This window comes from Streptomyces sp. DvalAA-43, assembly GCF_900091725.1.
GTDB lineage: Bacteria > Actinomycetota > Actinomycetes > Streptomycetales > Streptomycetaceae > Streptomyces > Streptomyces pulveraceus.
Genome location: NZ_FMBW01000071.1, coordinates 505,526 through 518,174, shown reverse-complemented (window position 1 = coordinate 518,174; position 12,649 = coordinate 505,526). Strand labels below are relative to the sequence as shown.

Annotated in this window: 13 protein-coding genes; 7 read left to right on the top strand and 6 right to left on the bottom strand. The window is 68.2% G+C overall.

All coding sequences use genetic code 11. From position 1 onward, the window contains the following. Nucleotides 1–17: 17 nt before the first annotated feature. A complete protein-coding gene (murJ, locus tag GA0115234_RS30625; RefSeq protein WP_093548133.1) occupies nucleotides 18–2,177 on the top strand; it encodes a murein biosynthesis integral membrane protein MurJ in 2,160 nt (719 codons plus the stop codon). Nucleotides 2,178–2,304: 127 nt separating this feature from the next. Next, nucleotides 2,305–4,026: a protein kinase family protein gene (locus GA0115234_RS30620; protein ID WP_093548131.1), complete on the top strand. Its 1,722-nt coding sequence runs from the start codon at nucleotides 2,305–2,307 to the stop codon at nucleotides 4,024–4,026. 15 nt (nucleotides 4,027–4,041) lie between these two features. Here GA0115234_RS30620 and GA0115234_RS30615 read toward each other — a convergent pair whose 3' ends face one another. After that, nucleotides 4,042–4,314, bottom strand: a complete 273-nt coding sequence (locus GA0115234_RS30615; RefSeq protein WP_176729311.1) for a hypothetical protein — start codon at nucleotides 4,312–4,314, stop codon at nucleotides 4,042–4,044. Nucleotides 4,315–4,418: 104 nt separating this feature from the next. Here GA0115234_RS30615 and GA0115234_RS43885 point away from each other — a divergent pair, with 104 nt between their 5' ends. The 5 genes from GA0115234_RS43885 (at nucleotide 4,419) to trxA (ending at nucleotide 7,843) form a co-directional block, all read left to right on the top strand. Continuing rightward, nucleotides 4,419–4,550 carry a hypothetical protein gene (locus GA0115234_RS43885; protein WP_256088857.1) on the top strand — a complete coding sequence of 44 codons (132 nt, stop codon included), beginning with the start codon at nucleotides 4,419–4,421 and terminating at the stop codon, nucleotides 4,548–4,550. A 153-nt stretch (nucleotides 4,551–4,703) separates the two neighbouring features. Beyond that, on the top strand, nucleotides 4,704–5,408 hold the full coding sequence (gene sigM, locus GA0115234_RS30610; RefSeq protein ID WP_093548129.1) for an RNA polymerase sigma factor SigM: 705 nt from the start codon (nucleotides 4,704–4,706) through the stop codon (nucleotides 5,406–5,408). Beyond that, nucleotides 5,405–6,367: an anti-sigma factor family protein gene (locus tag GA0115234_RS30605; RefSeq protein ID WP_093548127.1), complete on the top strand. Its 963-nt coding sequence runs from the start codon at nucleotides 5,405–5,407 to the stop codon at nucleotides 6,365–6,367. The genes sigM and GA0115234_RS30605 overlap by 4 nt, the downstream gene beginning before the upstream one ends. 134 nt (nucleotides 6,368–6,501) lie before the next feature. After that, nucleotides 6,502–7,464, top strand: a complete 963-nt coding sequence (trxB, locus tag GA0115234_RS30600) for a thioredoxin-disulfide reductase (RefSeq protein WP_093548125.1) — start codon at nucleotides 6,502–6,504, stop codon at nucleotides 7,462–7,464. Nucleotides 7,465–7,510: 46 nt separating this feature from the next. Then, complete coding sequence (gene trxA / locus GA0115234_RS30595) at nucleotides 7,511–7,843, top strand: thioredoxin (RefSeq protein WP_093548123.1); 333 nt, start codon at nucleotides 7,511–7,513, stop codon at nucleotides 7,841–7,843. 81 nt (nucleotides 7,844–7,924) lie between these two features. On the opposite strand, the gene GA0115234_RS30590 is transcribed toward trxA, so the two are convergent. From GA0115234_RS30590 to GA0115234_RS30570, 5 genes are all read right to left on the bottom strand, one after another. After that, complete coding sequence (locus tag GA0115234_RS30590; protein WP_093548121.1) at nucleotides 7,925–8,542, bottom strand: GNAT family N-acetyltransferase; 618 nt, start codon at nucleotides 8,540–8,542, stop codon at nucleotides 7,925–7,927. Between the two features lie 300 nt (nucleotides 8,543–8,842). Then, nucleotides 8,843–9,943 carry a ParB/RepB/Spo0J family partition protein gene (locus GA0115234_RS30585; protein ID WP_093548119.1) on the bottom strand — a complete coding sequence of 367 codons (1,101 nt, stop codon included), beginning with the start codon at nucleotides 9,941–9,943 and terminating at the stop codon, nucleotides 8,843–8,845. Then, nucleotides 9,940–11,016 (bottom strand): ParA family protein, encoded by a 1,077-nt coding sequence (locus GA0115234_RS30580; RefSeq protein ID WP_093548117.1) that lies wholly within the window; start codon nucleotides 11,014–11,016, stop codon nucleotides 9,940–9,942. The genes GA0115234_RS30585 and GA0115234_RS30580 overlap by 4 nt, the downstream gene beginning before the upstream one ends. 291 nt (nucleotides 11,017–11,307) lie before the next feature. Beyond that, complete coding sequence (gene rsmG / locus GA0115234_RS30575) at nucleotides 11,308–12,024, bottom strand: 16S rRNA (guanine(527)-N(7))-methyltransferase RsmG (RefSeq protein WP_093548115.1); 717 nt, start codon at nucleotides 12,022–12,024, stop codon at nucleotides 11,308–11,310. A gap of 102 nt (nucleotides 12,025–12,126) precedes the next feature. Further along, nucleotides 12,127–12,636, bottom strand: a complete 510-nt coding sequence (locus GA0115234_RS30570; RefSeq protein ID WP_093548113.1) for a Jag family protein — start codon at nucleotides 12,634–12,636, stop codon at nucleotides 12,127–12,129. Between the last annotated feature and the right edge of the window lie 13 nt (nucleotides 12,637–12,649).

The window sequence follows — 12,649 nt, the reverse complement described above, 5'->3', positions numbered from 1 at the left end:
GATGAGGTGGGGTTTCGATGAACGCGCCGTACGACGGTGACCGCGGTCAGGGTGCGGGCGGAGCCGGGTCTTCCGGCGGGCCCCCGATGCCACCGGGGCCCGGTCAGGTTCCGCCGACGCCCGATCCGTACCTCCAGGACGCCTACGACCGCGATCCCTACCTCGCCCAGGACCTGTCGGTCCAGGACCCGGTGGCCGAGGCGCTGTACGACCGGGCCGCGCACCCGCCACCGCCCCCGGGCACGTACCAGCAGCCCCAGCCGCTCTACCAGCAGCCGGCCGCGGCCCAGTACCCGCCCGATCCGCGTATCTGGGCGCAGACACCGCCGCCCGAGCCAGACGGCCCGTCGCGGCACCTGCCGTACGGCGACACCCCGGCGACCACCCAGTTCGTCGGGGTGGACGACCTCGTCAGCCAGGCCTCCCAGGACGACGAGCAGCCGGATGCCTTCGCGCACCTCTTCCGGGACCAGGAGGGCCCGGCAGGGTCCGCCCCCGTCCCCGCGGAGCCCGAGCCTGCCCCGGCGCCCGCTCCGCCCAAGTCCGGCGGCCGGGCCTCCGGGATACTGAAGTCCAGCGCGCTGATGGCGGCCGGCACGCTCGTGTCCCGCCTCACCGGATTCGTCCGCAGCCTCGTGATCACCGCCGCGCTCGGTGCGGCACTGCTGGGCGACAGCTTCACGATCGCCTACACGCTGCCCACGATGATCTACATCCTCACCGTGGGCGGCGGCCTGAACTCGGTCTTCGTGCCTCAGCTCGTCCGGTCCATGAAGGACGACGAGGACGGCGGCGAGGCCTACGCCAACCGGCTCCTGACGCTCGTCATGGTCGCGCTCGGCGTGATCGTCGCACTCGCGGTCTTCGCCGCTCCGTGGCTGATCCACATGATGTCGCCGACGATCGCCGAGGACGCGGCGGCCAACAGCGTCGCCGTGACCTTCGCCCGGTACTGCCTGCCGACCATCTTCTTCATGGGCGTGCACGTCGTCATGGGCCAGATCCTCAATGCCCGCGGCAAGTTCGGCGCGATGATGTGGACCCCGGTCCTCAACAACATCGTCATGATCTTCACGTTCGGCATGTTCATCTGGGTCTACGGAACGTCCGCCGAGTCCCAGATGGGCGTCCAGACCATTCCGCCGGAGGGCGTCCGGCTGCTGGGCATCGGCACGCTGCTCGGTCTGGTCGTCCAGGCCCTGGCCATGATCCCGTACCTGCGCGAGGCCGGTTTCCGTTTCCGCCCGCGCTTCGACTGGAAGGGACACGGGCTCGGCAAGACGATCAAGCTGGCCAAGTGGACCGTTCTGTTCGTGCTGGCCAACCAGGCAGGTGTGATCGTCGTCACCCAGCTCGCGACATCGGCGGGCAAGCTGTCCGGCAAGGACGGCACCGGCTTCCTCGCCTACTCCAACGCCCAGCTCATCTGGGGCATGCCGCAGGCGATCATCACCGTCTCCGTCATGGCGGCCCTGCTGCCCCGCATCTCCCGCGCCGCCCACGACGACGACCCGGGCGCCGTCCGCGACGACATCTCCCAGGGGCTGCGGAACTCGGCCGTCGCCATCGTGCCGGTGGCCTTCGCCTTCCTCGCACTCGGCCTGCCGATGTGCACCCTCCTGTACGCCTCCGCGGGCACCGAGGCCGCCCGCTCCATGGGCTTCATCCTCATGGCCTTCGGTCTCGGCCTGATCCCGTACTCCGTGCAGTACGTCGTGCTGCGCGGCTTCTACGCCTACGAGGACACCCGCACGCCCTTCTACAACACGGTCATCGTCGCCGCGGTCAACGCGGCGGCCTCGGCCCTCTGCTACGTGGTGCTGCCCGCCCGCTGGGCCGTGGTGGGCATGGCAGCCTCGTACGGGCTCGCCTACGCCGTCGGCGTGGGCATCGCCTGGCGGCGGCTGCGCAACCGCCTGGGCGGCGATCTGGACGGCTCCCACGTCGTCCGCACCTACGCCCGGCTCTGCCTGGCCGCGATCCCCGCAGCGGTCCTCGGCGGCGGCGTGGGCTTTGCCGTACTTCTGGGTCTCGGCGAGGGCGCCTTCGGTTCGCTCACCGCTCTGATCTGCGGCGGAGCCGTTCTCCTGGGGGTCTTCTTCGTCGCCGCCAAGCGGATGCGGATCGAGGAGATCAACGGCATGGTCGGCATGGTCCGAGGACGACTCGGACGCTGAGGATCCTCGGCCGCACAACCATCACCACCCCTTGCGTGTCGTGCATAGCGCCGGAGTGTGGGCACAATTGGCGTGACTGTGCAGAGCTGGCTGGCATCGCGCAACGGATGGGGAGGCAGGAACGACGGTGGCGGAACGTAGCACGGCTGCCGTCGACGTGGCCGACAACAGCGGTGATGAACCGCTGGCCGCCAAGGCGGACGAGGCCACGACCGACGGGACGGCAGAAGCCCAGGACACCACAGGCACGAAGCCGCAGGACACGGGTGGTGAACACATCGGTTCCGAGGCCACCCTGCCGACCCCTGACCTACACAGCGGGCACAAACTCGCCAGACGCTACCGGCTGGAGGAGTGCGTCACCCGCCTGGACGGCTTCAGCAGCTGGCGGGCCGTCGACGAGAAACTGCGCCGCGCGGTGGGCGTCCACCTGCTGCCCGCCGACCATCCGCGTGCCCGCTCCGTGCTGGCCGCGGCCCGCTCCTCCGCGCTGCTCGGTGACCCACGCTTCGTGCAGGTCCTCGACGCGGTGGAGGAGGACGACCTCGTCTACGTCGTCCACGAATGGCTCCCCGACGCCACCGAGCTCACCTCTCTGCTGGCCTCGGGGCCGATGGACGCGCACGACGCGTACCAGCTCGTCAGCCAGATCTCCCAGGCCATGGCGGCAGCCCACCGGGAAGGCCTCGCCCATCTGAGGCTCACTCCGGGGGCGGTGCTGCGGAGCTCGACCGGGCAGTACAGGATCCGCGGCCTCGCGGTGAACGCCGCCCTGCGCGGTATCACCGCCGACAGCCCCCAGCGAGCGGACACCGAGGCGATCGGCGCCCTGCTCTACGCCGCGCTGACCCAGCGCTGGCCGTACGAGAGCGATGCGTACGGCCTGGCCGGGCTGCCCAAGGGAGTGGGGCTGATCGCCCCCGACCAGGTGCGGGCCGGCGTCCATCGCGGCCTTTCCGAGCTCGCCATGCGCGCACTCGCCAACGACGGCGCCACCGCCTCCCGGCAGGAGCAGCCGTGCACCACACCGGACGAGCTGGCGAAGGCCGTTGCCGCGATGCCCCGCATCCGTCCTCCGGAGCCCGCCTTCACGGCGCCCCCCGAGTACCAGCGCACGACCTACCAGCAGGGTTCCTACGGACGTCCGCCGGCCGGGCCCGTCGCCGCACCGCCCACGATCGCCATGCCTCCGGCACCGCTCCAGAGCCGCACTGGCAAGGTCCTCAAGTGGGCCGTGTCCGCCCTGCTCATCGCCGCGCTGGGCCTCGGCAGCTGGCAGCTCGCCGAGGCGATCCTCGACCACACCAAGGGCTCCGAGCCCGGGGACAGCACCCCGACCGACCCGAAGATCGGTGACGACGGCAAGAAAGCGCCCACAGGCCAACTACTCACGGTCAAGGACGCGGTCGAGTACTTTCCGGATGGAAAGGCACAGCACCCCGACGACGTCCACTTGACGTATGACGGCGACAGCGCGACGTACTGGCGGTCCAAGAGCTTCATAGACGGCCCCAAATTGGCTCCCTTCAAACAGGGCGTCGGCATCGTTTATGAACTCAATTCTGCTCAGTTCATCTCGTCAGCCTCCATAAGACTTCAATTCGGTGGTGATCACACCACCGCCTCGCTCTACGCGACCGACTCCCTCAACTCATCGACGCCGCTGACGTCGATGAAGAAAATCGCAACGACCGAGACGGCCGGCACAGAAGCGAAACTGCAGACGAAGAACCCGGTAAAGACCCGGTTCGTTCTCGTATGGCTTACCGACATGCCGAATTCACCCGCCGATCGCTACAGCGGCGCAGGCTACAAACAAGGCATCGCCGATGTTAAATTCATGGGCTGACTACCTGCTCGCGGGTCATCGCACTCGGCCCTTTCTGTTGGTAGGGGAGATCCTGTTCGGTAAAGCCTCTGCCGGGAAGTGCGTGCTCGACGACCCGACCCGCACGGGCGTGGGGTCGGCGCGCTTACAGTCCTTCGCGACGACGATCTCCGACAGGTAAGAGCTGTCGGGAAGTTCCTCGCGCGCCGGCAGGATCTGATGCGAGCGAAACCGCCACAGCAGGTCCGCACCGTCGGCCGAGCCCGCCCGCCACAGCTCCACCCCGGTGAACCCACGGTCGGCCAGCAACAGATAACCCCTCGCCAGCCGAGTGCGCAGGCCAGAACGGCGGCACTCAGCGACCACCGGGTCCACCAGCTCCGGCGAAAACGTGCCTGCCAGCAGTCATTGGTATGGTGTTCAGCCTCGGTATCGGCGCCGACTTCCACACCCACAACCTCGACCCGGGCCGCAAGAGCCGCGGCCTCGCCCGTCGGCTCAAGGCCCTCGGCCACGGCGTCACCCTCATCACGGGGGCCGCCTGACAGCACACGCCACCGGGGGGCTGCTTGGCCAAGCCCACCTGACCACGGAGTCTTCCGATCAGGGGCACTTTCCGCTTTCCTGATCAAGCCTTGGACGACCCACTTCGCGAAAGCCCGAGGCCAAGGTTACTTTTAGGCATTTAGGGGTAGCGCGTGGTTGCTGATTCCTTAGAACCCGACTCTAGCGACTCAGACCTCCTCGCTCGCCATGTGGCCGGTGAACCGGACGCCTTCGGTGAGCTCGTACGGCGCCACCGCGACCGGCTGTGGGCCGTGGCGATACGGACCCTGGGAGACCGCGAGGAGGCCGCGGACGCCGTCCAGGACGCCCTTGTCTCCGCCTTCCGGGCAGCCCACACCTTCCGCGGTCAGTCCGCCGTCACCACCTGGCTGCACCGCATCACGGTCAACGCCTGCCTCGACCGGGTCCGCAAGGCCGCCACGCGCAGGACCGCACCGGTCGACGACACGGAACGGTTCGAGCAGCTCCTCGAACCGCATGAATCCGCGGAAGCACCGGCCGAACGCAAGGATCTCCACCGCGAGTTGCTGGCCGCACTGACCACGCTCCCCGCCGAGCAGCGGGCCGCACTCGTCCTCGTGGACATGCAGGGCTACCCCGTGGCCGAGGCAGCACGCATCCTCGACGTACCGACAGGCACCGTGAAGAGCCGCTGTTCGCGGGGGCGGGCCCGGCTGGCGCCGCTGCTCACTCATCTGCGCAGCGAGGTCGCGGGAGCCGACGAGACGGCCACAAGGAACCGGACGCCGCGTACATCCGTCCCACCGCCATCGGGGCCGAGAGATACGGACACAAGCGATCCTGCTGCAGTGAAGGGCGGAGGTGGGCGCACATGACATCAACGACCGACACGACCCAGCATCCGGATGTCACGGAGATCTCCGACCTGGCGGAGGGACTGCTCCCCTCGTCGCGTGCGGCAGAGGTGCGCGGCCATGTGGACGGCTGCGCACTCTGCGGTGAGGTCCATGCCTCTCTCATGGAGATCCGCGAGCTGCTCGGCACCGTACCCATGCCGCAGCACATGCCGGACGGCATCGTGGATCGTATCGACGCCGCACTCGCCGCCGAAGCGGCTCTCGGCACCACGCCACCTTCCGGCTCGCTGCATGTTTCACGTGAAACAGAACCACCCGCAGCGGAGAAGCCGAAGGCAGAGCCCAGCCCCTCGGACCGTCCCGCAGGGCGCCCCCGAGCGACCACCGGTCCCGGCCGCGGCCGCCGACCGCTCCGGCGCCGCCGTCGCACAGCCGTGCTCGGAGCCGCTCTCGGCGCGGCCGTGGTCGGTGTGAGCGTCTTCCTACTGCAGAGCATCCAGCCGTCCCAGAACTCCGGGAGCCTCAAGGCAGCGGACCGCAGTTCCAGCGCCGGGGAGAACGGCGGAGGAACGTTCTCGGGGTCCACGCTTGAGGACCGGGTACACACGCTTCTTCTGAGCACCGGTTCGAAGCCATCGAAGTCGGCGGACGGTATGGAGGCCGAGGAGCAGACGCCGTCCACCGGGGCGCAATCGACGCCCAAGAGCACCTCTGCCGGATCCGAATCGCCCCAGACGCCCTTGCGCGCACCCACCGTGTCCGTCCCGCCCTGTGTGGAGCAGGGCACCGGGCGCAATGCCGCGGCCCTCGCAGTGGAGGAAGGCACCTACCAAGGCACGGATGCCTTCCTCGTCATCCTCCCGCACCCGTCCGACGCGACCCGCGTCCAGGCGTACGTCGTCGACGCGTCCTGCGTCCAGAAGCAGCCCACGGGCAAGGGTGAACTTCTGCTGACCCGCACCTACGCACGCCCCTGAGAATCGTGCCGGACGCCGCCTCGGCACTACGGGGAATGCATCCCCCGTAGGATCCGTTGGGTGGGGTGAGAGTCGTTGAACCGACCCCAGTAGGCGTGGACAGTAGGCAGTCTGCAGAGACGAGGAAGAAACCCGTGAGCGACGTCCGTAATGTGATCATCATCGGCTCCGGCCCTGCGGGCTACACGGCCGCCCTTTACACCGCACGCGCCTCGCTGAAGCCGCTGGTGTTCGAAGGCGCCGTCACCGCCGGTGGCGCGCTGATGAACACCACCGACGTGGAGAACTTCCCGGGCTTCCAGGACGGGATCATGGGCCCTGAGCTCATGGACAACATGCGCGCCCAGGCCGAGCGCTTCGGCGCCGAGCTCGTTCCCGACGACGTCGTTTCCGTGGACCTCACCGGAGACATCAAGACGGTCACCGACACGGCCGGCACGGTGCACCGCGCCAAGGCCGTCATCGTGACGACAGGCTCCCAGCACCGCAAGCTGGGCCTGCCCAACGAGGACGCCCTCTCCGGACGCGGTGTCTCCTGGTGCGCCACCTGTGACGGCTTCTTCTTCAAGGACCAGGACATCGCCGTGGTCGGCGGTGGCGACACCGCGATGGAGGAGGCGACCTTCCTCTCCCGCTTCGCCAAGTCGGTCACCATCGTCCACCGCCGTGACACGCTGCGCGCCTCCAAGGCGATGCAGGAGCGCGCCTTCGCCGACCCGAAGATCAAGTTCGCCTGGGACAGCGAGGTCGCCGGGGTGCACGGCGACCAGAAGCTGTCCGGGCTGACCCTTCGGAACACCAAGACCGGCGAGACGTCGGAGCTCGCGGTGACCGGCCTGTTCATCGCGGTGGGCCACGACCCGCGCACCGAGCTCTTCAAGGGCCAGCTCGACCTCGACGACGAGGGCTACCTCAAGGTCGACGCTCCCTCGACGCGGACCAACCTCGCCGGTGTCTTCGGCGCCGGTGACGTCGTCGACCACACCTACCGACAGGCCATCACCGCCGCAGGAACGGGGTGCTCGGCCGCACTCGACGCCGAGCGCTTCCTCGCTGCGCTCGCCGACGACGAGAAGGCCGCTGCGGCCGCCGTCTGACTCACGCCTCTCACCCCACACACCCCAAGAAGTTAAGGAGGCCGCCGTGGCCGGCGCCCTGAAGAACGTGACCGACGACTCCTTCGACGAGGTCGTCCTGAAGAGCGAGAAGCCCGTACTGGTGGACTTCTGGGCTGCCTGGTGCGGCCCGTGCCGTCAGATCGCCCCGTCCCTGGAGGCCATCGCCGCCGAGCACGGCGACCAGATCGAGATCGTCAAGCTCAACATCGACGAGAACCCGGACACGGCCGCCAAGTACGGCGTCATGTCCATCCCGACCCTGAACGTCTACCAGGGCGGCGAGGTCGCGAAGACCATCGTCGGTGCCAAGCCGAAGGCCGCGATCCTCCGCGACCTCGAAGGCTTCATCGGCCAGTAGGACCGCACCGCACTGTTTCACGTGAAACGGGTCCATCCCTCGGGGGGATGGACCCGTTTCACGTGGTCTTGGGCTCTTGGATCACAGCGGTCTCAGAGCCGGCTCCTTCTGCACCGCGCCCAGCAGCCGGTCCAGCGCCAGTTCGACGTCTTCCTTCCAGGAGAGCGTCGTACGCAGCTCCAGCCTCAGCCGGGGATGAACGGGATGCGGCCGCACGGTCTTGAAGCCGACCGCCAGCAGATGATCCGCGGGAAGCACACAGGCAGGCTCCTTCCACCGGGCATCGCCGAACGCCTCGATCGCCTTGAACCCTCGACGCAGCAGGTCCTTGGCGACGGCCTGCACCATGACCCGGCCCAGCCCCTGGCCCTGGTGGCTCGGCACGATCCAGGCAGTCATCAACTGCACGGCGTCGGGGGAGACCGGGCTGGTGGGAAACGCGGTCGAACGCGGTACATAAGCCGGCGGCGCATAAAGAACGAAGCCCACCGGCACATCGTCGACATAGACCACGCGGCCGCACGAGCCCCACTCCAGGAGAACGGCCGAGATCCAGGCCTCTTTCTCCAGCCCGGGTCTTCCCGCCTTTACCGCAGCTTCCCCACTGACCGGGTCAAGCTCCCAGAAGACACAGGAGCGGCAGCGTCTGGGAAGATCCGAAAGGTTGTCCAGTGTGAGGGGTACGAGCCGACGCCCCATGAAGGCTGTTCCTCGCTTCCTTCGCCCGCCGCGTCGCGTGCGGCCGTCAGTGCACTCCGTTCGAGGAGCAGGCTGCCGACGAACCCTCCGACAGCCCCCAGACCCAGCCCCACTGCCATCAGTCGACTGCGGCTCACTGACCGCATGGCCCTCCCTGCCGAGGTACCTCAAGCCGGATGTGCCCTACCAGAACGCATCGTATCCACCCAGGGACGAAGCCGACACCGAGAGAAAGCAAAGGGCGGGCTGTGTTCCGGTAACCACCGGAACACAGCCCGCCCCACGCTCCCGTCGGCAGGATCAGCCCTCTTCGTCCTCGGCCGCATCCTCGGAGAGACTCCGGTCCAGCACACGTCCCTCACCCGGTGCCAGGCTGCCGAGAATGCGGTCCAGATCCTCCATCGACGCGAACTCGACGACGATCTTCCCCTTCTTCTGACCGAGGTCGACCTTCACCCTGGTCTCGAAGCGGTCCGACAGCCGGGTAGCGAGATCGGAGAGTGCGGGCGAAACCCGGCCTCCGGCTCGCGGCCCCCTGGCCTTGGCAGGGCTCTTGGGATCGGAACCCATCAGGGTCACGATCTCCTCGACCGCACGCACCGACAGTCCCTCGGCCACGATGCGATGAGCCAGCCTGTCCTGCTCCTCCGAGTCGTCCACGGACAGCAGCGCCCGCGCATGACCGGCGGACAGCACCCCGGCCGCCACCCTCCGCTGTACCGGAGCCGACAGCCTCAGTAGTCGCAGAGTGTTCGACACCTGCGGCCGGGAACGCCCGATCCGGTCGGCCAACTGGTCATGCGTGCACTTGAAGTCCTTGAGCAGCTGGTCGTACGCGGCCGCCTCCTCCAACGGATTCAGCTGAGCCCGGTGCAGATTCTCCAGGAGCGCGTCCAGAAGCAGCTTCTCGTCATCCGTGGCCCGGACGATAGCCGGAATCCGCTCCAGCCCCGCCTTCCGGCAGGCCCGCCAGCGCCGCTCGCCCATGATGAGCTCATAGCGCTCCGGCCCCACCTTGCGCACGACGACGGGCTGGAGAAGGCCCACCTCCTTGATGGAGGTCACCAGCTCCGCGAGTGCGTCCTCATCGAACACCTCACGGGGCTGCCGGGGATTCGGGGTGATGGAGCCGGCCGGCACCTCGGCGAAGTACGCCCCGGCAGGTCCCACCTCCTCAGCACCCGCTCCGGACCCCGCGACCGGCGCACTCGGCTCCGGCACGACCGGAGCACCGCCGAGAGCGGCCACCTTTGCCGCAGCCACCCCCCGCTCCGCCGTCATCACAGGACCCGCCCCCGCAGAGGCCGGCCCCATCCCTGCGGACGGCACCTGCTTCTCCTGCGGAGCGGCGGGGATCAGGGCACCCAGCCCACGCCCCAACCCTCTTCGACGCTCGCTCACTGAATCCCCTCCGAAAGGCTCTGCTGGCTGTTCCCGCTGCCCGTCTGGGCATGCTGGGACTCGTAGTGGACCCCGACCCCCCGCAGGGCGATCTCACGCGCCGCTTCGAGGTAGGACAGCGATCCGCTGGAACCCGGATCGTAGGTCAGCACGGTCTGCCCGTAGCTGGGTGCCTCCGAGATCCGCACCGATCGCGGAATGTTCGTACGCAGCACCTCCTTGCCGAAGTGGGTGCGCACCTCCTCCGCGACCTGCGAAGCGAGCCTCGTCCTGCCGTCGTACATGGTCAGCAGGATCGTCGACACATGAAGATCGGGGTTGAGATGCCCCCGCACCAGGTCCACATTGCGCAGCAGCTGCCCCAGTCCTTCCAGCGCGTAGTACTCGCACTGGATGGGGATGAGCACCTCGGCGCCGGCGACCAGGGCGTTGACCGTCAGCAGGCCGAGCGACGGCGGGCAGTCGATGAGGATGTAGTCCAACGGCTGCTCGTACGCCTGGATCGCCCGCTGCAGTCGACTCTCCCGCGCCACCAGCGATACCAGCTCGATCTCCGCACCGGCGAGATCGATGGTGGCGGGAGCACAGAAGAGACCTTCGACATCCGGTACGGGCTGAACCACCTCGGAGAGCGGCCGGCTCTCCACCAGGACGTCATAGATGGAGGGGACTTCGGCATGGTGATCGATGCCCAGAGCCGTAGAGGCGTTCCCCTGCGGGTCGAGGTCGACCACCAGCACGCGTGCACCATGAAGTGCGAGCGAAGCAGCGAGATTGACCGTCGTGGTCGTCTTGCCCACTCCACCCTTCTGGTTGGCCACCACCATGACGCGCGTCCGGTCAGGACGGGGCAGGCCCTCGCCGGCGCGGCCAAGGGCCTCAACCGCCAGCTGGGCCGCGCGACCGATGGGTGTGTCGTCCATCGGCGGCGGTGTTTCACGTGAAACACCCTCCCCCGCCGATTCGGTTCGGGGACCGGGGACCGGATCGGTCATCGGTCCCGCGATGTTGGCGTCGGACCGCAAGGATTCACTCTCCTCGACTTCAGGCTCGCAATGAGCAGAGCCTGCCATGCTTTCTGGGTCGTGAACCAGCGAGGCCCGCTCTTCTGTGGATGAATCCACTTCTGTGGACAACTCCGTAGCCCTAACGGGCCCGCGATACCGCGGCGCGGCAGCCGCGCGGCCGCGGCTGATGATTCCATGCAGCAGAGAGCGACGTTTCACGTGAAACACGATGCCCCTGCAGCCTAGCTACAGGGGCACGACACTCCGCAGGGGGACGTACGGCTACGCATCGGAAACACGGCCCACAGAGGGGCAAACCGTACATGAACGCTCCATCCCGCGGAGCAAGGGAAGACGTCAGCGACGACGCCTCGTACGACTCGTCCGGGCGGCCTTGGCCCTCTTCGCGGCGAACCTCACACCGCCGGGGCTCTCACCGACCACCACACGCACCACCGTGGACATCGGGTCGACAACACCCTCCCCGACATGCAGCACCTCGGTCTCCACCACACCGAGCTTGCTCAGGGCCGCACGCGCCCCGACGATCTCCTCCTCGGCGGTGTCCCCCTTGAGCGCCAGCATCTCTCCGTACGGGCGCAGCAGCGGAACGCCCCAACCGGCCAGCCGGTCCAGCGGCGCCACCGCACGAGCCGTCACCACATGCACCGGCTGAAGCGAGCCCAGAACCTCCTCGGCCCGGCCACGCACCACCGTCACATGGTCAAGCCCCAGCAGCTCCACGACTTCCTGGAGGAAATTCGTACGCCGGAGCAGGGGCTCCAGCAGGGTGATCTTGAGGTCCGGGCGCACCAGCGCCAGCGGGATACCGGGAAGGCCCGCGCCCGAACCCACATCGCAGACCGTGACCCCCTCGGGCACGACCTCGGAGAGCACCGCGCAGTTCAGTAGATGCCGCTCCCACAGCCTCGGCACCTCGCGCGGCCCGATCAGTCCCCGCTTCACCCCGGCATCCGCCAGCAGCTCCGCGTACCGGACGGCCTCCGGGAAGAACTCGCCGAAAACCGCCCGCGCCCCTGGGGGCGCCTGGGGAAGCTCTACTTCCGCCGTCACGGGAACCGTCCTTCCGTACCGCACTGTGGGTGGCTGACTATCAGGCTGACAAAGATCGGCCCCGCCTGCGTACAGACGGGGCCGACAGAACTGAGGGTCCGGTCAGGCCGGGAGGACGACGACGAAGCGCTCCGGCTCCTCGCCCTCGGACTCGCTGTGCAGGCCTGCGGCCGCGACCGCGTCGTGGACGACCTTGCGCTCGAACGGCGTCATCGGGTCCAGCTTCACCGGCTCGCCGGTGCTCTTGACCTCATCTGCGGCCTTGGCACCCAGCTCGGCGAGCTCGGCCCGCTTCTTGGCCCGGAAGCCGGCGATGTCCAGCATCAGCCGGCTACGGTCTCCGGTCTCCCGGTGAACGGCAAGCCGCGTCAACTCCTGGAGCGCCTCCAGCACCTCACCGTCGCGGCCCACGAGCTTCTGGAGATCACGTGCCGAGTCGCTGATGATCGAGACCGCGGCCCGGTCCGCCTCGACATCCATGTCGATGTCGCCGTCGAGGTCGGCGATGTCGAGCAGGCCCTCAAGGTAGTCCGCTGCGATCTCGCCCTCCTGCTCAAGGCGGGTCAAGGTGTCGCTGCCCTCAGCGGCCGTGGAGGTGGTGCCTTCCGTCACGGATGGACTCCTT

Excerpts from the sequence above, each read along its gene's own strand:
- GA0115234_RS30580 (WP_093548117.1), bottom strand. The coding sequence starts at position 11,016 with ATGGCAGGCTCTGCTCATTGCGAGCCTGAAGTCGAGGAGAGTGAATCC.
- murJ (WP_093548133.1), top strand. The coding sequence starts at position 18 with ATGAACGCGCCGTACGACGGTGACCGCGGTCAGGGTGCGGGCGGAGCC.
- GA0115234_RS43885 (WP_256088857.1), top strand. The coding sequence starts at position 4,419 with ATGGTGTTCAGCCTCGGTATCGGCGCCGACTTCCACACCCACAACCTC.
- GA0115234_RS30590 (WP_093548121.1), bottom strand. The coding sequence starts at position 8,542 with ATGGGGCGTCGGCTCGTACCCCTCACACTGGACAACCTTTCGGATCTT.
- GA0115234_RS30605 (WP_093548127.1), top strand. The coding sequence starts at position 5,405 with ATGACATCAACGACCGACACGACCCAGCATCCGGATGTCACGGAGATC.